This window comes from Bacillus sp. FSL R5-0443 (genome assembly GCF_038608285.1).
In the GTDB taxonomy this organism is placed as follows: domain Bacteria; phylum Bacillota; class Bacilli; order Bacillales; family Bacillaceae; genus Bacillus; species Bacillus velezensis.
Genome location: NZ_CP152013.1, coordinates 387,727 through 408,845, shown reverse-complemented (window position 1 = coordinate 408,845; position 21,119 = coordinate 387,727). Strand labels below are relative to the sequence as shown.

Annotated in this window: 22 protein-coding genes; 9 read left to right on the top strand and 13 right to left on the bottom strand. The window is 48.4% G+C overall.

From position 1 onward, the window contains the following. Positions 1-15: 15 nt before the first annotated feature. Positions 16-1,425 (top strand): PLP-dependent aminotransferase family protein, encoded by a 1,410-nt coding sequence (locus tag NYE28_RS02075; protein ID WP_043021405.1) that lies wholly within the window; start codon positions 16-18, stop codon positions 1,423-1,425. Between the two features lie 27 nt (positions 1,426-1,452). Here the strand turns inward: NYE28_RS02075 and NYE28_RS02070 are convergent, their stop codons facing one another. Next, a complete protein-coding gene (locus tag NYE28_RS02070; protein ID WP_032866940.1) occupies positions 1,453-1,767 on the bottom strand; it encodes a helix-turn-helix transcriptional regulator in 315 nt (104 codons plus the stop codon). A 141-nt stretch (positions 1,768-1,908) separates the two neighbouring features. Between NYE28_RS02070 and NYE28_RS02065 the strand changes: the two genes are divergently transcribed. The 4 genes from NYE28_RS02065 (at position 1,909) to NYE28_RS02050 (ending at position 5,437) form a co-directional block, all read left to right on the top strand. Continuing rightward, positions 1,909-2,196 carry a putative quinol monooxygenase gene (locus NYE28_RS02065; RefSeq protein WP_003156323.1) on the top strand — a complete coding sequence of 96 codons (288 nt, stop codon included), beginning with the start codon at positions 1,909-1,911 and terminating at the stop codon, positions 2,194-2,196. Between the two features lie 16 nt (positions 2,197-2,212). Then, complete coding sequence (gene nfsA / locus NYE28_RS02060; RefSeq protein WP_025284232.1) at positions 2,213-2,959, top strand: oxygen-insensitive NADPH nitroreductase; 747 nt, start codon at positions 2,213-2,215, stop codon at positions 2,957-2,959. Positions 2,960-3,119: 160 nt separating this feature from the next. Further along, positions 3,120-3,995, top strand: a complete 876-nt coding sequence (locus tag NYE28_RS02055) for a TetR/AcrR family transcriptional regulator (protein WP_160222848.1) — start codon at positions 3,120-3,122, stop codon at positions 3,993-3,995. 17 nt (positions 3,996-4,012) lie between these two features. Further along, positions 4,013-5,437, top strand: coding sequence for an MDR family MFS transporter (locus tag NYE28_RS02050; protein WP_025284231.1), 1,425 nt, complete (start codon positions 4,013-4,015; stop codon positions 5,435-5,437). 41 nt (positions 5,438-5,478) lie between these two features. Here the strand turns inward: NYE28_RS02050 and NYE28_RS02045 are convergent, their stop codons facing one another. Genes NYE28_RS02045 through NYE28_RS02030 form a run of 4 tightly spaced genes read right to left on the bottom strand, consistent with a single transcriptional unit; the run spans position 5,479 to position 9,087 of the window. Further along, positions 5,479-6,423, bottom strand: coding sequence for a siderophore ABC transporter substrate-binding protein (locus NYE28_RS02045; RefSeq protein WP_095352402.1), 945 nt, complete (start codon positions 6,421-6,423; stop codon positions 5,479-5,481). Positions 6,424-6,444: 21 nt separating this feature from the next. Further along, positions 6,445-7,203 (bottom strand): ABC transporter ATP-binding protein, encoded by a 759-nt coding sequence (locus tag NYE28_RS02040; protein ID WP_003156330.1) that lies wholly within the window; start codon positions 7,201-7,203, stop codon positions 6,445-6,447. After that, the gene (locus tag NYE28_RS02035) at positions 7,197-8,144 is read right to left on the bottom strand and encodes an iron chelate uptake ABC transporter family permease subunit (protein ID WP_007410274.1); all 948 of its coding nucleotides are present in this window, start codon (positions 8,142-8,144) and stop codon (positions 7,197-7,199) included. Before NYE28_RS02035 ends, NYE28_RS02040 begins: the two co-directional genes overlap by 7 nt. Next, positions 8,134-9,087, bottom strand: coding sequence for an ABC transporter permease (locus NYE28_RS02030; protein WP_059366593.1), 954 nt, complete (start codon positions 9,085-9,087; stop codon positions 8,134-8,136). Before NYE28_RS02030 ends, NYE28_RS02035 begins: the two co-directional genes overlap by 11 nt. 413 nt (positions 9,088-9,500) lie before the next feature. Here NYE28_RS02030 and NYE28_RS02025 point away from each other — a divergent pair, with 413 nt between their 5' ends. Next, positions 9,501-10,865 carry an aspartate kinase gene (locus NYE28_RS02025; protein WP_059366589.1) on the top strand — a complete coding sequence of 455 codons (1,365 nt, stop codon included), beginning with the start codon at positions 9,501-9,503 and terminating at the stop codon, positions 10,863-10,865. 94 nt (positions 10,866-10,959) lie between these two features. Continuing rightward, positions 10,960-11,055 carry a YjcZ family sporulation protein gene (locus NYE28_RS02020; protein ID WP_012116800.1) on the top strand — a complete coding sequence of 32 codons (96 nt, stop codon included), beginning with the start codon at positions 10,960-10,962 and terminating at the stop codon, positions 11,053-11,055. 148 nt (positions 11,056-11,203) lie between these two features. Here the strand turns inward: NYE28_RS02020 and NYE28_RS02015 are convergent, their stop codons facing one another. The 4 genes from NYE28_RS02015 to NYE28_RS02000 all read right to left on the bottom strand — a co-directional run bounded on the left by NYE28_RS02015 (position 11,204) and on the right by NYE28_RS02000 (position 14,711). Continuing rightward, positions 11,204-11,323: a PhrC/PhrF family phosphatase-inhibitory pheromone gene (locus tag NYE28_RS02015; RefSeq protein WP_033575081.1), complete on the bottom strand. Its 120-nt coding sequence runs from the start codon at positions 11,321-11,323 to the stop codon at positions 11,204-11,206. Continuing rightward, positions 11,307-12,455 carry a Rap family tetratricopeptide repeat protein gene (locus tag NYE28_RS02010; RefSeq protein WP_007410270.1) on the bottom strand — a complete coding sequence of 383 codons (1,149 nt, stop codon included), beginning with the start codon at positions 12,453-12,455 and terminating at the stop codon, positions 11,307-11,309. Before NYE28_RS02010 ends, NYE28_RS02015 begins: the two co-directional genes overlap by 17 nt. Positions 12,456-12,607: 152 nt before the next feature. Then, positions 12,608-14,041 (bottom strand): HAMP domain-containing sensor histidine kinase, encoded by a 1,434-nt coding sequence (locus NYE28_RS02005; RefSeq protein ID WP_161936390.1) that lies wholly within the window; start codon positions 14,039-14,041, stop codon positions 12,608-12,610. Continuing rightward, positions 14,028-14,711, bottom strand: a complete 684-nt coding sequence (locus NYE28_RS02000) for a response regulator transcription factor (RefSeq protein WP_007410267.1) — start codon at positions 14,709-14,711, stop codon at positions 14,028-14,030. Before NYE28_RS02000 ends, NYE28_RS02005 begins: the two co-directional genes overlap by 14 nt. A 212-nt stretch (positions 14,712-14,923) precedes the next feature. On the opposite strand from NYE28_RS02000, the gene NYE28_RS01995 reads away from it, so the two are divergent. Both NYE28_RS01995 and NYE28_RS01990 read left to right on the top strand, forming a co-directional pair. Continuing rightward, on the top strand, positions 14,924-16,360 hold the full coding sequence (locus tag NYE28_RS01995) for an ABC transporter permease (protein WP_059366585.1): 1,437 nt from the start codon (positions 14,924-14,926) through the stop codon (positions 16,358-16,360). 14 nt (positions 16,361-16,374) lie between these two features. Next, positions 16,375-17,058, top strand: coding sequence for an ABC transporter ATP-binding protein (locus NYE28_RS01990; RefSeq protein WP_326146242.1), 684 nt, complete (start codon positions 16,375-16,377; stop codon positions 17,056-17,058). Between the two features lie 103 nt (positions 17,059-17,161). Here NYE28_RS01990 and NYE28_RS01985 read toward each other — a convergent pair whose 3' ends face one another. Genes NYE28_RS01985 through NYE28_RS01970 form a run of 4 tightly spaced genes read right to left on the bottom strand, consistent with a single transcriptional unit; the run spans position 17,162 to position 21,111 of the window. Next, entirely contained in the window at positions 17,162-18,508 is a 1,347-nt protein-coding gene (locus tag NYE28_RS01985) for an MmgE/PrpD family protein (RefSeq protein WP_099566392.1), read from the bottom strand. Next, on the bottom strand, positions 18,505-19,656 hold the full coding sequence (locus tag NYE28_RS01980; protein WP_190664056.1) for a M20 peptidase aminoacylase family protein: 1,152 nt from the start codon (positions 19,654-19,656) through the stop codon (positions 18,505-18,507). Before NYE28_RS01980 ends, NYE28_RS01985 begins: the two co-directional genes overlap by 4 nt. A gap of 17 nt (positions 19,657-19,673) precedes the next feature. After that, a complete protein-coding gene (locus NYE28_RS01975) occupies positions 19,674-20,423 on the bottom strand; it encodes an amino acid ABC transporter ATP-binding protein (protein WP_012116792.1) in 750 nt (249 codons plus the stop codon). A 13-nt stretch (positions 20,424-20,436) separates the two neighbouring features. Continuing rightward, on the bottom strand, positions 20,437-21,111 hold the full coding sequence (locus NYE28_RS01970) for an amino acid ABC transporter permease (protein WP_007410261.1): 675 nt from the start codon (positions 21,109-21,111) through the stop codon (positions 20,437-20,439). Positions 21,112-21,119 lie beyond the last annotated feature (8 nt).

The following is a 21,119-nucleotide window of genomic DNA, read 5'->3' as shown; positions in this document are numbered from 1 at the left end:
AGGGGCATGGTCTGGATGCTGACGATTTCCATTGATCATTCGGAAACGGCGGATTATATCTATCAGCAGATCTATCAGCACATAAAAGCGGCCGTTTTAAAGCGCAGCCTGATGCCTCATACAAAGGTGCCGTCTAAACGGGAGCTTGCCGAGACGCTGAAGGTCAGCGTGAATTCAGTGAATTCAGCTTATCAGCAGCTGCTTTCAGAAGGTTATTTATATGCGGTTGAAAGAAAAGGTTTTTTCGTGGAGGAAATTGATACGGTTTATCATGAAGAAACGCCTTCGCTCTCATTGCCTGATAATTTGAAAGAGCGGGAGACGGATAAAAGCGGCTGGATTTCGTTTTCTCATATGAGCGTGGATACGGCGCATTTCCCCCTGAAAAGCTGGTTCCGCTGTGAGCAGAAAGCAGCCGCCCGTTCATTTCATACACTCGGAGAACTCGTCCATCCGCAAGGTTTATATGAAGTCCGTGAAACAATTTCGCGGCTTATTTCCCTGACAAGGGGCGTTACATGCCGCCCGGAACAAATCGTGCTCGGAGCGGGCACGCAATTGCTGGTGCAGCTGCTGACGGAACTGCTGCCAAAAGACGCGCTCTACGCCATGGAGAACCCGGGATATATGAGGATGTACCGGCTGCTGCAAAACCTCGGGAAAAAGACGGCGACGATCAGCCTTGACGAAAAAGGCATGTCCATGAACGAAATCGAAAAACGCCGGCCCTCTGTATTGATCACCACGCCTTCCCATCAATTCCCCTCAGGCGTGATCATGCCGGCTTCCCGGCGGATTCAGCTTTTAAACTGGGCCGCCGAACAGAACGGCCGCTTCATCATTGAAGATGATTATGACAGTGAATTTAAATATGACGCCGATACGATACCGGCGCTTCAAAGCCTTGACCGGTTTCAAAATGTCATCTACATGGGGACCTTTTCAAAATCCCTTTTCCCAGGTCTGCGCATCAGCTATATGGTTCTGCCGCCCGGGCTTTTGCGGACGTTCAAAGAGAGAACGTATGACCTGCATACGTGCAGCACGCTTGCCCAGCTCGCGCTGAAAGAATTTATCGAATCAGGTGAATATCAGAAACATATTAAAAAGATGAAGCAGCATTATAAGAACATGCGGGAACGCCTCATTTCGGCTTTGGAAGAAACATTCGGAGAAAGAATCAGTGTAAAGGGCGCCAATGCGGGGCTTCATTTTGTCACTGAGTTTGACTGCGCCCGTTCAGAAAAAGAGATATTGGCACGGGCGGATGCAGAACAGCTCGATCTGTTTGCGATGAGCCGGTTCCGTCTGAAAGCGGGAGGCGATTCAAACAAACCGCAGCTCATTCTGGGGTTCGCCCGCCTGAAGGAGAGCGATATTCAAGAAGGCGTCCACAGGCTTTACCGGGCGGTTTTCGGCGCATAAAAAAACCCCCGGAATTCGGGGACTTATTTACCAGCGGTCCGGTTCTGTCTGCAAAATCGCCTCCAGCAGGCCGGGAAACGCCGCTTGTAAATCATCTTTGCGCAGGGAATAATAACGGTGCTTCCCGTCTATACGTACTTGGGCGACCCCCGCTTCCCGCAATACTTTGAAGTGATGGGACAGCGTTGATTTAGCGACCCGGACATCAGCGCAGGTTCCGCACGTTTTTTCTGTTGTTTCCGCCAATTGTTTGACCAGCTCTAAGCGGAGCGGATCACTCAGAGCATGAAGAACCTTTGTCAGCTGTAAGCGTTCGGTTTCAGGATGGTTTGGAATGTTCATGAGTCAAATGTAACACAGATCATCGGCGGGTGACAATTTAGGCGGTGAGGGTTTTTCCTTTACCATTCGCAGCGAAACATGTTACAGTTAGTTCGATAATATTCGAACTATAACAAATTAACCCAATCAGGAGGAATAACCATGATCGTCTTACAGGCTTACATGAAAGTAAAAGCGGATAAACGCGAGGAATTTTTAGGAGAAGCGCAATCACTTGTTCAGCATTCACGCGCGGAAGAAGGAAATGTGCAATACGACCTTTTCGAAAAAGTCGGTGAGGAAAATACATTCGTCATGCTTGAACAATGGAAAGATGAAGAAGCGATGAAATTCCACAACGCAACTGACCATTTCCAAGGATTCGTGGCAAAAGCAAAAGAAGTGCTGAGTGCGCCGCTTGACGTCGTCCGCACAGAACTGTCAGAGTAACGAAAGGATGAATGACATGAACGAAGTCCTTCAATTATTAACAGACCACCGTTCCATCCGCAGCTACACAGATGAACCTGTATCGGATGAACAGCTGGATCTTATCATCCAAGCCGCTCAGGCAGCGCCGACTTCCATTAACGGCCAGCAATTTACCGTTATTGCGGTGAAAGATAAGGAGCGGAAGAAAAAAATATCCGAATTGGCTGGCGGCCAGCCGTGGATTGACCAAGCGCCGGTTTTCCTTTTATTCTGCGCTGATTTTAACCGCGCCAAAATTGCGCTTGAAGAGTATAATGATACACCGCTTGAGATCACGAACGGTTTAGAGTCCGTCTTAGTCGGAGCCGTAGATGTCGGGATTGCGCTGGGTACGGCAACGGCTGCAGCTGAATCAATGGGACTCGGCACTGTGCCGATCGGCGCCGTGCGCGGCAAGCCGGACGAACTCATTGAATTGCTGAAACTTCCGAAATACGTTTTCCCGGTTTCCGGTCTCGTCATCGGCCATCCGGCAGACCGCTCCGCGAAAAAACCGCGTCTGCCGCAAGCAGCCGTTCTGCATCATGAAACGTATCAAGAAGAAGATTTAAGAACACATATCGAGGCCTATGACAAGCAGATGTCCGAATACATGAAAAAACGCACCGACGGACAGGAAACGAGAAACTGGTCACAAGGCATCACCTCCTACTATAAGCAGCTTTATTATCCTCACATTCGTGAAATGCTTGAAAAACAAGGGTTTAAGACGGATAAATAAGCGGATCAGCCTGCCGGAACACTCCGGCAGGTTTTTTCTGTTCCTCAAACAAAAGCGTTGACACTATGTAAAAATTTTTGTTAATATTTTCATCATATACTCATTGGTTTTCTGTGAACCGATGGGTTTTCTATTGTGACGAAAGAAGGAATCTGGGCTTATGAATGATAAGAAAACGGATATTCTGCTGGCGGCAAGGAAGCTTTTTTCCGGGAAAAGCTTTTCGTCGGTTTCGATGCAGGCGATCGCAGAGGAGTGCAAAGTCTCCAAAGCATCTTTATATAAGCTGTTTGAATCAAAGGAAGACCTGCTGTTGGAGCTGCTCGACTTTAACCAGAAACAGATGGTAGCCGCCGCTTCATTATTGAATGAAGAAACAAGCCTCTCCCCTGAGGAACGGTTTGCCAAAAAACTGATGGCTGAGCTTGAAGGCTTCAGGCGCAATCAGCAGTTTTTTAATATGCTGATGTACGGAAGCCCCTCTTCCATTAATGAGCGGGTAAAACGGCATATTCACAGGGCCCGCTCCACCTTTATCTGCTGGCATCGCGATTCACTGATTCAGACGTACGGCGAAGACATTATTCCTTATGTATGGGAGCTGGTGATCGTCCTGCAAGGGCTCCTGAGAGAATGCATCACGCTGATTAAGCTGGAAAAAGAACCGCTCGCCCTGGAGCCGCTCACGGAGTTTATCATCCGCCACCTCAATCTCATCGTCGAAAACAGGACAACCGAAACCGCTTTGCCTCAGGAGATGATTGACCTTTATATCGTCTCCGCTTCCTCATTTGAGCCGAAAGACAAAACCGTATTGCTGGCTGAAAGCCTGAAGGAACTGAAAGAAGCCGTCTCAGCCCTTCCGGAGGAAAAATATGACGCCGCAGGACTCGCTTCCGCGGCGGCTATGCTGGAGAAAGAATCAGCGGACAAACAGCCGCGGGATTTTCTCATCAAAGCGCTCATCGGTTATTTGGAGCAGGCCGGACCGCTGCACCAGCCGCTTGCAGCCGTTAAAACATTGCTCAAACTATAAAGAAAGAAGGAATCAGCTTGAATAAGAGTATTAAAACTGCACCATACAACCGCTCTGTCATTGTCGGGATTCTTTTGGCGGGAGCGTTCGTCGCCATTTTGAACCAGACACTGCTTATCACGGCGCTGCCGCACATTATGAATGACTTCAATATAGACGCCAACAAAGCGCAATGGCTGACAACATCGTTTATGCTGACGAACGGGATTTTGATTCCGATTACCGCGTTTTTAATAGAGAAATTCACAAGCCGCACCCTCTTGATTTCCGCCATGAGTATTTTCACGGCGGGCACCATTGTCGGCGCATTCGCACCGAACTTTCCGGTGCTCTTGACGGCCCGGATTATCCAGGCGGCCGGTGCCGGAATTATGCTGCCGCTCATGCAGACGGTATTTCTCACGATTTTCCCGATGGAAAAGCGCGGCCGCGCCATGGGTATGGTCGGCTTAGTTATTTCGTTCGCGCCGGCGATCGGCCCGACGCTTTCCGGATGGGCGGTCGAAGCATTCTCTTGGCGGTCTTTGTTTTATATCATCTTCCCGATCGCAGTCATCGATTTGCTTTTAGCGATTATTCTGATGAAAAACGTCACGACATTACGAGAAACACAGATTGATATTTTATCCGTGGTCTTATCGACCCTCGGATTCGGCGGTCTGCTTTACGGCTTCTCAAGCGCCGGTTCATCAGGGTGGACCAGTGCTGAAGTGCTGACTTCGCTGCTTGTCGGAGCGGTCGCGCTGATTTTCTTTATCGCAAGACAGATGAAGCTCAAAAAACCGATGCTGGAATTCCGCGTGTTTTCTTTCGGGATTTTCAGCCTGACCACCCTGCTCGGAACGCTTGTTTTCGCGCTGCTGATCGGAACGGAAACCATTCTCCCGCTTTACACGCAAAAAGTCCGGGGCGTATCCGCGTTTGATACCGGATTAATGCTTTTGCCGGGCGCGATTGTGATGGGGATGATGTCTCCGTTTATCGGCCGGGTGTTTGACAAAATCGGCGGAAAGGGCCTTGCGATGACCGGATTCTTCATCATCCTGCTCACGTCCCTGCCGTTTATGAATCTGACGGACTCGACGTCTCTCATTTGGATTGTCGTCGTTTATACCGCGCGGCTTTTGGGAACAGCCATGATTATGATGCCGGTGACGACAGCGGGAATCAACGCCCTGCCGCGCCACTTAATTCCGCACGGCACAGCCATGAACAATACCGTCCGCCAAGTCGGCGGTTCTATCGGTACGGCGCTGCTAGTTTCCGTGATGAGCAGCCAGGCCGCGCACGCAAATGCGACAACTCCGGCAAACGCCGCCCTGCACGGCATGAATGCGGCATTTGTCGTAGCCGCCTGCATCGCGCTGGCCGGCTTCCTCCTATCTTTTATATTGAAGAAAAAACCGCGTCAGCCCGAGCAGCAGCAGGCCGTTACGCGGTAAACCAAAAAGAACCCGATCACGTATGTGACCGGGTTCTTTTTTTACTTCTCGATTCCGTCTTTTACTTCTTTCACCATTTGCGCCATGGATTCCAGGCCGCCTCCTGATAAATACCATGTAGCTGAATCAAGGTAGACAACATGGTTGTTTTTCACGGCTTTCACCGATTTTACATAATCATTTTCAACCACTTGTTTTGTTGAAGATTTTGTGCCGATCGCTGTTCCGCGGTCAACGACAAACATGTAATCAGGGTTTGTTTTGGCGATATATTCATAGGAAATGCTTTGTCCGTGCAATGAGGCTTCGATGTTTTTGTCAGCCGGTTTGACGCCGAACACATCATGAATGAAGCCGTATCTTGATTTAGATCCGAACGCGCTGATTTTGCCGTCGTTCGCCATCACCACTAACCCGTTTTTATCCGTGCTGCTTGTCTTTTTCTTCAGATCCGCAATGGATTTGTCAATTTTCGCAAGCTTATCTTTCACTTCATTTTCTTTGTTAAAGATTTTGCCGATCACTTCGGTGTTGTGCTTGAATCTGTCAACGTAGTTTGTATAGTCATCATCAAGATAAATCGTCGGAGCGATTTTTGAGAACTCTTTAAAAGAATCAGATTGTCTGTGGGCGATAATGATTAAATCCGGATCAATATCCGCGACTTTTTCAAAATCCGGTTCTTTTAAACCGCCTGTATTGGCGTATTTATCACTTTTATATGAAGATAAGTATTTTGGAAGGTTTTGTTTCGGAAGTCCCGCCACATGATCCTGTAAACCGAGTTCATCCATCGTGTCCAGCATTCCGAAGTTGAATACGACGACTTTTTTCGGATTCTTCGGCACTTTGACGCCTTCTTTGTTCAGGTCATCTTTGATTGTGATTGTTTCTTTTGATTTGCCTGATGTTTTGTCCCCGTTTCCGCATGCAGAAACAACAAAAATCGTAACGAGTGCAATGATTAGCAATGCGAATTTTTTCATGACTTTCACCTCATCTGGTTTTTAAGAAAAGTACACACCGATCCGCTGACTGTCAATCTCTTGAATCGGGATGGTCATATCATAAATATCTTCAAGCACGGAGGTTTCAATGATCTCCTCCGCCGGCCCTTCTTTGACGATCCGGCCGTTTTTCAGTGCGACGATATGGTCTGAATATACGGATGCGAAGTTGATATCGTGAATCACTACGACGACCGTTTTTCCGAAGTCTTCCACAAGCCGCTTCAACAGCTTCATCATTTCAACGGAATGCTTCATATCTAAATTGTTCAGCGGCTCATCGAGAAAAATATAGTCCGTATCCTGAGCGATGATCATCGCGATAAACGCCCTCTGGCACTGGCCTCCGCTGAGCTGATCGAGATATTTATCCTTTAAGTCATCCAGCTTCATATAACTGAGTGCCTGGTTGATATGCACCCAATCTTCATCCGTCAGTTTCCCCTGGGAATACGGAAATCTGCCGAAGCTGACCAGGTCTTTAATCGTCAGCCTGATATTGATTTGGTTCGTCTGCTTCAGGATGCTGATTTTTTTTGCCAGATCGTTGCTTTTGCAGGCCCCGATCTCTTGCCCGTCGACCGTAATTTCCCCGGAATCCGTCTTAATCAGCCGGCTCATGATAGACAGCAGCGTGCTTTTTCCCGCGCCGTTCGGACCGATAAATGAGGTGAGCCTGCCCTTTTGAATGGATAGAGACGTTTTCTCAAGGACGGTTTTCCCTCCGTATTGTTTGCTTACATTTTTGACCTCTACCATGATTTATTCTCCTTTAACAGCAGATAGATAAAATAAATCCCGCCGGCAAAATTAATGATGACGCTCAGCGTCGTGGAAAACGTGAACACTTTCTCCACGACGAACTGGCCCCCGACGAGCGCGACGATGCTGATCAGGACAGAACCCGCGATTAAATACGTGTGCCTGTAGGTTTTTAAAAACTCTCTCGCCAGATTGACGACAAGCAGTCCTAAAAACATAATCGGCCCGACAAGAGCCGTAGAGACAGACACAAGAATGGCAACGACAATGAGCATCTGTTTCACAAGCTTATCGTAATCAATCCCCAGGTTGACGGCGTGCTCCCTGCCGAGCGACAGCACGTCAAAAAACCGCGTGAACCGCCAGACATAAATGCCCGTCAGAAGAAAGACAGCACCGGCAAACCCTAAAAGATCGGTATTGATATTGTTAAAACTGGCAAACATTTTGTCCTGAACAACCTGGAACTCATTCGGATCAATCAGCATCTGCATAAAGGATGACAGACTGTTGAACAGCGTGCCGAACACGACGCCGACAAGCAGAAGGAAAAACACGTTCCGCCCCTCGCCTTTAAACATGAGCTGATACAAAACGAGTGACAAGAGCACCATCAGCCCGACGGAGATGACGAAATTAAGATTTTTGTTCATCATGACGATATTCATTGAACCGAACAGGAACACGATGACGGTCTGAATGAGCATATACAGGGAATCGAGGCCTAAAATGCCCGGTGTCAGTATGCGGTTATTTGTAATCGTCTGGAAGATGACCGTTGAAAACGCGATCGCTCCTCCGGTGAGCATCATGGCAAGCACTTTGAAGCATCGTCTCGGCAGGGAGTATTCCCAATTGCCCAGTCCGTAGAACAGGAAGAATCCGATACATATCATGGCGAGCGCCGCCAGCAGCGTAATTTTTTTATTATGACTCATATGCTTTTCTCCTTAACAGCATATACAGGAAGATGCCGCTGCCGATAACACCGACCATCAGGCCGATGGAAATTTCGTACGGGAAGATGATCACCCTTCCCAAAATGTCGCAAAACAGCACAAAAACAGCGCCCAGCAGAGCGGTGTGAGGCAGGCTGCTCCTCAGGTTGTCCCCTTTGTAAATCGACACCATATTGGGAATGATCAAACCGAGAAACGGCAGCATCCCGACGGTCAGGATCACCAGTGAAGCGATGAGCGACACGATAATCAGACCGATATTGACGACGCGTTTGTATTTCAGGCCGAGATTGACGGAAAAGCTCTCTCCCATTCCCGCCACCGTAAATTTATCCGCATACACATAAGCGATGATCAAAAGCGGGATACTCAGATATAAAAGCTCATACCGGCCTTTGACGACCAGTGAGAAATCTCCCTGCAGCCAAGACGACAGGTTTTGGATCAGGTCATATTTATATGCGATAAACGTGGCGATTGAGCTGACGATGTTCCCAAGCATTAAACCGACGAGAGGAATAAAAATCGCATCATTGAACTTGATTCTCTCGAGGATTTTCATGAAAAGGAAATTTCCCGCCAACGCGAAAACGAAAGCGATAGACATTTTCACAAGCGGACTCGCTGACGTAAAAAGCATTAATGAAATCAAGATTCCGAGCCTTGCCCAATCCATCGTTCCCGCAGTCGTCGGCGATACAAATTTATTCCGGCTGATCTGCTGCATGATTAATCCGCAGATGCTCAGGCTCATGCCGGCGATGATAATGCTCACCAAACGCGGCAGCCGGCTGTCAAACAATGTACCCGCCTGTTCTTTATTTAAATGAAAAATATCCAGCGGCGACAAATCTTCTACACCGATAAATATAGAAGTACACGCCAAAACCGCCAGTAGCAAAAGTAAGTAACGTAGCTTCATGCTGCCTCCCTGCACCCATCACAAACGGTATGACTGATTGCCAAACAACTCCCATATATCCCACTCGTAATGATTATCATTATCAACGACAATTATAATCTTATCATCTTTCCAAGCGCAGTCAATACAGTTTTGCTTTCAAAAGCGGTCATCCGCGGGCCGTACACTAAATTGTCTTACAATCAGTCTATCAAGAATTTGCAGGATTTTCTATAACCTACATTTGGCTGCTTATCATTTTTTGCACATGATGACACGCTTGAGGGAAACAAATCTGACAAACAGCGGCAAAATTCCTCCACGAAAATACAAATGTTCTTCCCACGTAGAAAAAATCCTTGATTTACATGTTTGAAAGAGAGATAATAAAAATTAAATTTGTGAGAAAATTTAAATATTAGGGGATGTAAATCATGAAAGTTGTAAAATTCGGAGGCAGCTCTCTTGCGTCAGGAGCCCAGCTTGAGAAAGTGTTTCAAATCGTGACGGCTGATCCCGCGCGGAAAGCCGTCGTCGTATCGGCACCGGGAAAACGCTTCTCGGACGATACAAAGGTGACGGATCTGTTAATCCGCTGTGCGGAGCATTATTTGCAAAAAGGTGCAGCGCCCGAGCTTGCCGAAACGGTCATTGAACGGTACGCCGCCATCGCGCGTGAGCTGAACCTGGATTTCTCTATTATAGAAAGAATCCGCAGTGACCTATTCGCTCTTTTAAACAGCTGTAAAACCAATCCCGAACAATATATGGATGCGGTGAAGGCGAGCGGCGAGGACAACAACGCGAAGCTGATCGCAGCCTACTTCCGACGGCAGGGCGTGAAAGCGGAATACGTAAGTCCGAAAGAAGCGGGGCTGTTTGTGACGAATGAACCCGGAAGCGCGCAGGTGCTCCCTGAGTCTTATGGTCATTTGTACCGTCTGAGAAACCGTGAAGGCTTGATCATTTTTCCGGGATTTTTCGGTTACACGAAGGAGCATGAGATTGTGACGTTTTCCCGGAGCGGTTCTGATATTACCGGCTCCATCCTCGCCAGCGGCTTAAAAGCCGACCTGTACGAAAACTTTACTGATGTGGACGCCGTCTATTCCGTCAACCCGTCAATCGTGCGGCATCCGAAAGAAATTAACGAACTGACGTATCGGGAAATGCGTGAGCTCTCCTATGCCGGATTTTCCGTTTTTCATGATGAAGCGCTGATTCCCGCATTTCGGGCCGGCATCCCCGTTCAGATTAAGAATACGAATAATCCGGATGCGAAAGGAACACGCGTCGTCAGCAGCCGTGACAATACGAACGGGCCAGTCATCGGCATCGCAAGCGACACGGGCTTTTGCAGCATTTACATAAGCAAATATTTAATGAACCGGGAAATCGGTTTCGGCCGCAAAGCCCTTCACATTTTGGAGGAAGAAGGATTGACGTATGAACACGTTCCATCCGGCATTGACGACATCACGATCATCCTTCGGCACAATCAGATGGACTCAGAACTGGAACACAGGCTCGTCACCCGTCTGAAGCAGGAACTTCAAGCAGATGAAGTCACAGTCAGGCACAATCTGGCGCTGATTATGGTCGTCGGGGAAGCGATGCGCCATAATGTCGGCACAACCGCCAGGGCATCCAAAGCACTGTCGGAAGCCGGCGTCAACATCGAGATGATCAATCAAGGGTCATCGGAAGTCAGCATGATGTTCGGAGTGAAAGAAGAACAGGAAAGACACGCGGTGCGGGCACTGTATGACGAATTTTTCGCCGGAGTCTTACTCTCATAGGACACCGCCTCTTTTTTCTCTTGTCCACTAATATCCCTTACAAAGCAGCTTCTTTTACATATTGTATGGTATAGACAATATGGAGGTGAAGCTCATGTCAGGATATTCTGGAATCAGCTCTTTCGCTTTGATCGTTGTTTTATTTATCCTGTTGGTTATTGTAGGTACTGCCTATGTTGGCGGCTTCTAAGCATCACTCCGTCTATATGAGGACGCTGCGGGTTTTGACCTGCGGCGTTTTCTTTTGTTTTCCGCCGCTGTCCGAGTCCGGCCGCGCAAAAAAAGACTGCCGGGAACATTCCCATGCAGTCTTTTCCTTTATTCAGGCTATTTTCTTCTCACGTCATTCCTCTTTCAGCTACATGGAAGTCAGCCTGATCTGTCTGGCCTGCACCTGTCACTGTAAAAATCGCGGCGGCTGCTAAACAAATAACAAACCATTTAGATTTCAATTTCATACAAACCCTCACTCCTTTGTATTTGTTTCCTTGCCTCTTCGACTTTCAGAAAATAGTCAGAAGAAATTTTAAAGCAATTTTGTTCATAGTAATATTTAGCTGCTTCTAGTGCTAAATCCTCTATATCGGCGTATAAATTTTTATCTTCCAGGTAACGGAAACACGCACTGATTGTTTCCTCATCCGGTTTCGCCTGATACAGAGCCTGCAGCCATTCGAATTTTACCGTGTAAACGGGATCGTCTGTTTCTTTAGCATATTCATATCCCCGCTTGTGATATTCCGACGCTTTTTCTTTTTTTCCGAGTTTAAAGTAAATGAGTGTGATTAGAAAATATGCTTGAGGAAGAGAATTGACGATTCTTTGTGATTCAAATGTATCGACCGCCCGTTCAAAGTATGGAATCGCTTCGCCGATGCGGTCCTGATTGTAGTAGCACAGTCCGAGGTTATACAGCGCCCTCCCGACAAGCTGCGCTTTTTGTTCTTTTTCGGCCATTTGCAGAGCGTGCTGAAAATGTTTGGCCGCCTGTTCAAAGCGCCTTTCATCCATTAAATTGACGCCGAATACAAAATGGCATTGAATGATCCGGACGTTATATGTGTCCTGCTCTACGTAAATTTCATAAGCGTTTTTTATATGTATCAAAGAAAAATACGTTTGTTTCATATGATAATAAGCTTCGGCCACTTTAAAATAAAACTCCGCCCGTTCCACGTGGTCCGATACGAAGGCCAGTTTTTTCTCAGCTTGTTTATAATATGTAATCGCTGAGATAAATTCTCTTTTATCAAATTCAAACATGCCTTTGAAAAAGTTGACGTAATAATCGAGAAGCCCTTTGAGGCCGGCCTGGCTGTTATCAATGTTATCAAGAATTTCCGACAGGGTCGGCTGGTCTTCTATCTTCAGTTTTTCCAGCGGCTCCAAGTAGTCCAGCATCAGCTGATGGCGAAATTCCATGAGGGAATAATAAAGCACTAAGTTCGAATCAGGCTCCATATGGTCAAGCTCTTGTTTGATCTCGGCCTTCAAGATCTCCGCATCCGGCACGCTGAATGTTCTGATGTATCGATACCACTCGTTAATTTTCTGCCCGACTGCTGAAGAAGGAATTAACCCGCTCTTCATTCCTTCACCCTCCCCATCCAAGACCTGTTTACCAGTTATTTTATCACGTTTCCGTCTCTTTCCATCCCGAAAAACACGCAAACTTTGTTTCGGCAGAGCGCAATTTTCCGAGTGGAGATAAAACAGACGGCGGCCAGACGGGACCGCCGGTTTCAAGATGATTCATTTTTCGTATTCAGCGGAAGGCGGATTGTAAAGGTCGTGCCTTTTCCTTTTTCGCTGTCAATATCTATCGTACCCCTGTGCATTTCGACGAGCTGCCTGACGATGGACAGGCCGAGTCCGTATTCGCCGTATGCCGTATTCGTCCGGGACACGTCCGCCTTATAAAACCGCTCCCATATATGCTCAATTTCCTCTTTGGAGATGCCGATCCCGGTGTCTTCGATTTCAATCACCGTTTCTTTATAGCCTTCATACCCGCGCAGTGTGATGTCTCCCTTTTGCGTAAATTGAATGCTGTTTTTCGTGATGTTGACGAGAATCTGGATCAGCCTGTCATAATCGGCGAACACTTTGACGCCGTCCTCCACTTGAATCCGCAGCTGATTTTGTTTTTCCTCCGCCTGCTGATTGAGATGCTCTTTAATAATTTCAAACACCTCGATGAGCGGCAGGCTGAGCTTGTCCAGTTTGATTTGCTGGGATCTGATTTTTTCATAATCCAGGTTTTCTTTCACGAGCCTGAGCATCCGCTTCGTTTCTTCGCTGATCAGCGAGAAGCATTTCTCTTTATCTTTTTCCGGGATGGTGTTGCTGTTAAGCCCCTCCACAAGTCCGTTAATGGTCGTCAAAGGCGTTCTCAGCTCATGGGAGACATCGGCGATAAATTGGCGCCTCCGTTTTTCAAGGCGGTCAATCTGCTCTCTCGATTGCTTCAGATTTTTGGCCATGATGTTGAAATCGGACGCCAGCATGCCGATTTCATCGCCGCCGCTGTTCTTGAGCGAAATATCGTAATCACCGGATGCCACTTTTCCGGTCGCATCCCGCAATGTCTGAATCCGCTTGACGTGAAATTTAGATAAAAGCCAGCTCAGCAGAATCGTGATGATAAGGGTGCTGATGATCGCGTAAATCATATAGCGGTTGACCTGGCTGATCATCTGCTCGACCCCTCTGACGGGAGACACGAGCAGCACCGCGCCTTTAAATTGATCGTTGATAAAAAGCGGTTTTGCGACAAGCGATACTTCCAAGCCTTCCGTATTAAAACGGTTCATCTCCGCTCTGATCTGAACGGTTTTCCCTTGCTTCAGCATGTGCCACTCTTTACTTTTCAGCTTCTCGCGCGGCGGCATATCGTCAGGAAAAAAGTAAGGGCGCTGATGTTCATCAAAAATAATAAACCTGGTCTCGCGCGTTTTTAACATGTCCTGATACGGATACAGGCGGCGCAGATCAAGATCGCGGCCGTTCAGCTCACTAGTGATCTGCTGCGCGTAAGAAGACAGCTCATCCACTTTATTTTGATACGCAAAATCTTTCACAAAGTGCGAAAACAGGGAAATGATGATGAAAAAGGCCAAAATCAAAATGCTGACATGGCTTAACAGCAGCTGATATAAGTATTTAATCCTCATCAAATTTGTATCCTACCCCCCACACCGTGTATAAAAACGGTTTTTCCTCACTGGACAGTTTTTTGCGCAGCCGTTTAATATGAACATCAACCGTACGTTCATCGCCGTAAAATTGATAGCCCCACACCTGCTCAAGCAGCTGCTCTCTCGAAAAAACCTGGCGCGGGTTTTGTGCGAGATAAAAGAGCAGATCGAATTCCTTCGGCGTCAGATTCTCGACAGGTTTTCCGTGCAGAAACACTTCCCGCGTCTTCTTATTGATTGAAAAACACGCCGTTTCGATCAAGTCGTCGCTTTTAACGGCCTGCCCCGTCGCCCGGTATCTTCTGATCACCGCTTTAATCCGCGCTACTAGTGTCAGCGGGCTGAACGGCTTGGTGACATAGTCGTCGGCTCCCATTTCAAACCCGATCACCTGATCAGACTCCGTGTCCTTTGCGGTCAGCATAATAATCGGCACACTGCTCGTCTCTCTTATTTTCCGGCAGATCGTCACTCCGTCCATTGATGGAAGCATAATGTCCAGAATGACCAAATCCCAGTCCTCTTCCGTGAAACGCTGATAGCCTTCCACTCCGTCATGGACAAATTCGGCTTCAAATCCTTCTTTAAAAAAGAACATTTCCGTCATGGTGCATACGCTTATATTGTCTTCTATCATTAATATCTTCATTGGTTCCTCCGCTTATCTTCACGCTTTTTCTTATAATAGCACCATTTTACCCGGGTGTTTTCGGGTTTCACAATTGTTAGTTTTTATTTCATCATCCGGAAATAGTTTGTTCATATTTTTTTCATACATTTCTCCTACTATATACATATCGGATGGCCGGTGCTAAAGAAGGCCGGTTTTACAAGATCTGACACCCACACGGAGGAACAGACATGAACTTTATAAAAAGAGCCTTTTGGAGCATGAAGGCAAAAAAGGGAAAAACATTTTTGCAGCTGGTTGTGTTTTCAGTGATTTGCATTTTTGTCCTGTCCGGTCTTACGATCCAGTCAGCAGCAAAGAAATCAAGCGAACTGGCAAGGCAGCAGCTCGGCGGGAGCGTCACACTCCAGGCTGACCGCCAAAAGCAAATGGCGCAGCAGCAAAAAGACGGTGAAAAGAGGACGTTTGAATCAACGCCGATTTCCGTCTCAGATGCCAAGAAGCTTACATCTTTACAGCATGTTAAAAATTACAACTTCCTCACGACAGCGTCAGCAAATGCAGAAAGCTTTGATGCGATAAAAAGCTCAGGCGAATCAGCCGATAACAGTTCCGGCGCCGGCCGTTTTCAAGGCGGCGGAAGACAGATGATTTCAGCTGATATCTCGATCGAAGGCGTGCTCTCTACGGCATTGCTTGATGATTTCACAGGCGGGAGCTCAAAAATCACTGACGGCCGCGCCATCACAAAGACAGATGCGGACGCAAAAGTCGCCGTGATTAATGAAACGCTGGCAGATCAAAACAAGCTGAAGGTCGGCGGCTCCATTACCGTTTCCTCAGCAGCGGATGATTCTGTGAAAACGAAGCTTAAAATTGTGGGAATCTATAAAACAACATCATCAGGAGACGATCAGGCACAGCATTTTTCATTCTTAAATCCTGACAATAAAATCTATACGCCTTACACCGCCGCGGCGGCGTTAAAAGGGTCTGATTACAAAAACAAAATCAGCTCAGCCGTTTATTATATGGATGATGCAAAATATATTGACTCATTCGTTGCGGCTGCGAAAAAAACATCCATAGTTGATAAAACCTACACGCTGACGACAAATGATCAGGTGTATCAGCAAATGGCCGGCCCGATTGAAAATGTCGCGTCATTTTCTAAAAACGTGGTATACCTTGTATCCATCGCGGGCGCGGTCATTCTCGGGTTGATCGTGATGATGTCGATCAGGGAACGCAAGTATGAAATGGGTGTCTTGATGGCGATCGGCGAAAAGCGCTGGAAGCTCATCGGACAATTCTTAACGGAAATTCTGGTTGTCGCCGTTATTGCCATCGGGATCGCATCCGTCACGGGCAGCCTTGTGGCGAATCAGCTCGGAAATCAGCTTCTTTCCCAGCAGGTCAGCTCAGCCGATGATTCACAGCAGCAAACAAGCGGCTGGGGCGGAGGAGAAATGCCGCGGGGAGGCGGCTTGTTCGGTCAGCATTCATCCGGCGCGGATGTCATCAGTACAATGCAGGTAAACGTCTCACTGAATGACCTTCTGATTCTTGGCGGGATCGGCGTCGCAATTGCCGTCATCGCCACATTACTGCCGTCTGTATCAGTCATGCGGCTTCACCCTAAAACGATCCTGACCAAGCAGGAGTAAGAGGAGGCAGCATAATGAGCCTATTAACCTTTCAACAGACCGGCTACTGGTACCAAGATAAATCACAGCCGCTGTTTCAGGATATAACGATCAGCTTTGAAAAAGGGAAGTTTTATACAATTGTCGGCGCCTCCGGAACGGGAAAAACAACGTTTCTGTCTCTGGCTGGCGGCCTTGACACACCTAAAGAGGGAAGCATCCTTTATAACGGAAAAGACATCTCCAAAATCGGATTAACCAAATTCAGAAATCAATATGTCTCTATCGTCTTTCAATCTTATCATCTGATCCCGTATATGACGGCGCTCCAGAATGTCACAACGGCGATGGAGATCACCGACTCTAAGGAGAACAACAAAGATGCGTTCGCGCTCAGCATGCTGAAAAAAGTCGGCATCACCGAACAGCAGGCCCGTCAGCGGGTGCTGACATTAAGCGGCGGACAGCAGCAGCGCGTTTCAATTGCGCGGGCTTTCTGCTGTAACACGGATTTGATTTGCGCGGACGAGCCGACGGGAAATCTCGACGAGGATACGTCAAAGGAAATCGTCCGGCTCTTTCAGGATCTGGCGCATAAAGACGGCAAATGCGTCATCATGGTTACGCACGACGAACAAATTGCCAAAGTTTCGGATATCAACATCCGCTTATCAAGAGGAAGTTTCACGGTTAAAGAAAACGGCACGGCCGTTTCCTGATACCGCGCCCCTGCCAGCGCAGACAGGGGCGCACCCTATATCCCCCTATTCAATAGAAGTGAACGTAAAAAGAGCGAGGGCTGCATCCCCCCGCTCTTTTTATTTATATCAGCTGTAAATAACGGTCCATATTTGATTGTCCGGCTGCTTTGATCAATTCTTCCGCCTTTTTCTCTTCTCCCGGTAAAGCGAGCCGGAGTTTGTCTTCAATGTCTTTTTCAGAAAGACCGTTTCCCGGCGCTCCCTTCGGACAGTCGATACGTGTTTCATAAACATGACCGCTGGAAGCCGTGACCCGTACAATTGTAAAACGGCCCTTCGGAACGGCGTTGTCAGCCGGCTGAATTTGATCATCGCAGCTGCGGTGAATCCGCTCAAATCCTTTTTGAAGGGATTCCGGAATCGGCTCGGATGTGAAATGTTCAACTGAAAAATCCTTACCGTGCAAAGCTAAGGTGATCACATATTCCACGCTGAATCTTCCCGCTTCGCCTGTTTTCGGACGCCGTTCTGTCAATGCAGCGTCACCGCCCGGCGGATAAATCACGTCGATCCGTTCCGTTTGGCCGAAAGTGAGACCATGTTCGGCCTTCAGCTTGAGAATGGCGTCCGCCGCATGATGAGCCGCCGAGCAAAACGGATAAACCTTAAACCAAAGTCCCGGGCTCACAATCCGCCAAGGTGTTCCCCACCCGTTTACAAGCAGGGTTTCTGCCCGTTCAAGATCGCCGTACAGTCCGAAAAAACCTTTCTCCCCGTCGAGCGCATGAACTGAGCCGCCGAAACCGGCCTTGGCAAGCTGCACGGCGAACAATCCGGCTTGAGCGGCCAGTCCGGCGTGGAGCGGCTTCATTTCTGTCCCGAATTGCACTCTCATGCCTCCGGAACGGGCAGCCGCAAACCCGATTGCTTTCTGCAATTGGGTTTGATTCAGATTCTCCGCGAATCCGACGGCGCATGCGGCCGCAATGGCACCTAACGTTCCTGTATTGTGCCAGCCTTTCTCGTAATGATGCCTTCCAGCTGACTCGCCGAGCCGCGCCATCACTTCAATTCCCGTCACATAAGCACCGAGAAAACGGCTTTTGTCTATACGGCCGGCTGATGCGGCTGCAATCAAAGCCGGAAGGATGACTGCGCTCGGATGTCCTCTTACATCAGAATGAACGTCGTCAAAATCAAGCGCATGTGCGATGAATCCGTTAATGAGCGCGGATTGGGACGGCGTGGTTTTTTGATTTCTGCCGATAAGCGGCGCTATCGGCACCCCGCCTTCTTCTTCGGCCAGTTTTACCAGCTTTTCAACTCCTTTATCCCGTCTCCCCGCAAAAGCTGCCGCTGTAAAATCAAGCAGTCCTTTGCGCGCTTCTTTCATCGCTTCAGCGGATGTTTCCGGCACAGACGACATGACGGCCTGAGCAAGTCCGGCCGTCAGATTTTCCGTATTCATTCCGTCTGCTCCAATACATTGACGGCAAGCCGGGCGAAAAACTCAGCCGCTGCCGGGAGCGCTTTTTCGTCGAGTGTGAAGGCGGGATGGTGCCATTCTTCTGTTCCGTTTGTTCCCATCCAGACGAAAAAGCCGGGGATTTTTTCTTGATATAACGCGAAGTCTTCCCCGCCGGGCGACTGTTCTGCCCGAACGGTCTGAAGCCCGAGGCTTTCAGCCGTTTGTTCCGCCGCCTGTATGAAACGGGCGTCGTTCATGACTGACGGAAGGTAAGGATACCAGCGGAATTCGGCTTCTGCCCCGAACCCGGCCGCGATTCCTTCGGCAACCCGCTTCATATGTTTCGGAACAGCGTCACGCGCTTCCTTTTGAAACGTCCGGACGGTGCCTTCCATTTCAACATGGTCCGGGATGACATTCCAAGAGCTGCCGCCTTGAACTCTTGTGATGCTGACGACGGCATTATGAAGCGAGCTGATATTTCTGCTGACAACCGATTGCAGGCCGCCGATAATCTGCCCTGCCGCCTGAATCGGATCAATGCTGTTATCAGGGATTCCGGCGTGGCCGCCTTTTCCTTTAACAGTGATTTCAAAGCGGTCGACACTCGCCATCAGCGGGCCTTCTTTCAGACCGACCGTGCCGACGGGGAGGTCAGGTTTGTTATGCATGCCGAATATCGCCGATACACCGTCAAGCGCGCCGGCTTCAATGACCTGTCTTGCTCCGGCGGCGATTTCTTCCGCGGGCTGAAAAATAAACCGCACCGTTCCTTTCAGCTCATGCTTTCTCTCATTTAATAAAAAAGCCGTGCCGAGGATAGATGCCGTATGGAAATCATGGCCGCAGGCGTGCATCACGCCGCTGTTGCGCGAAGCAAACGGAAGGTTTGTTTTCTCTTCGATCGGCAATGCGTCGATGTCCGCTCTGACGGCGATGACGGGGCCGCTTTTGTCTCCTTTGATTTCAGCGATCACTCCGGTTTGAAGTTTCGGCATATCAAGAACCGTAATTCCTTCTTCCTCCAGCCAGCGGCGGATTTTATTCGTCGTTTCGTATTCCTCGCCTGACAGCTCAGGGTGTTCATGAAGGTCGCGGCGGATATTGATTAAACGTTTGTTTAATGATTCATACGTTTCATTTGCCATTTCTTCTTCTTCCCTTCTTAGACAAGTTCGGCGGGCTCTCCCACTTGCTTAATAAATTTTTTCGTCCGTTCGTTCTGCGGATTGTCAAACAGCTCTTCCGGCGTTCCCTGTTCGATGATGCGTCCGTCCGCCATAAAAATAACTTTGTCGGCCACTTCACGAGCAAAAGCCATCTCATGCGTGACGATGATCATGGTTGTCTGTTTTTCGGCAATTGATTTGATGACTTGGAGCACCCCGGCTACAAGCTCAGGGTCAAGGGCCGAAGTCGGTTCATCCAGTAAAATCGCGTGAGGATCAACGGCCAAGGCGCGCGCAATCCCGATCCGCTGCTGCTGCCCGCCTGACATCGTAATCGGGTAGCTGTCAGCTTTGTGTTCTAAACCGACTTGCCGCAGCAGATCCATACCGATCTGTTCCGCTTCTTTTCTCGGTTTCTTTTGCGCGGTGATCAGCGCCTCTGTCACATTTTGCAGGGCGGTTTTGTTTTTGAACAGGTTGTAATTCTGAAACACCATCGCCGTCTGCTGGCGAAGCTTATGAACGTCTTTGCGCGAATAGGACGCTGCATTCAGCTTTGCATCACCGATTTCAATGATGCCGTCATCCGGGCGCTCCAGCAGATTCAAACAACGGAGGAGCGTTGATTTTCCCGAGCCTGACGGGCCGATGATGGCCGTGACTTCGCCGCTTTTGATCTCAAGGTCGATCCCGTCAAGTACGGTAAGGTCTTTAAATGCTTTTCGAATATGTCTGACTTGTATCATCCTGAGCCTCCTCCTATGTGCGATAAGGCTTGCTGATCGCCCGTTCGAGCAGATCCTGCAGCACACTGTAAATAATCGTAAGAATCCAGTACATGACCGCGACGGCTAAATACGTCTCAAAATATTTGAGGTTGCCTGATGCGTACATTTTTCCTTGGGCGAACATTTCCATCACTCCTAATGTAAAGGCGAGCGATGTTTCTTTTAACAGGCCGATAAACGTATTTCCCGTCGCGGGAAGCGCGTTTCTGACGGCTTGCGGGAAAATGATCCGTCTGTACGCCTGGGATTTTGTCATTCCGACAGACAGACAGGCTTCAAGCTGCCCCTCATCGACTGAGTTGAGCGCCGCGCGGAAGATTTCAGCCAAGTAGGCGGCATTCTTCAGGCTTAACCCGATAATCGCCGCAGTTAACGCCGTCATCTTGCTCATTCCGGGAAACAGCTGAGGCAGGCCGTAATAAATTAAGAAAAGCTGGACAAGCGTCGGCACGCCCCGGAAAAATGAAATATACACCTTTGACAGCTGGTGAAGCACAGGAACACGATTTTTTGTGATAAGCGCTAATATAAGGCCGCCGATCACGGCAAATACCATGGCCGCGACGGCCATTAGTAATGTGATCGGCAAGGCTTCGATTAACGCGGGAAAAGCTGAAAACATAAATCCCCAATCAATGCTGTTCATTCTCGATT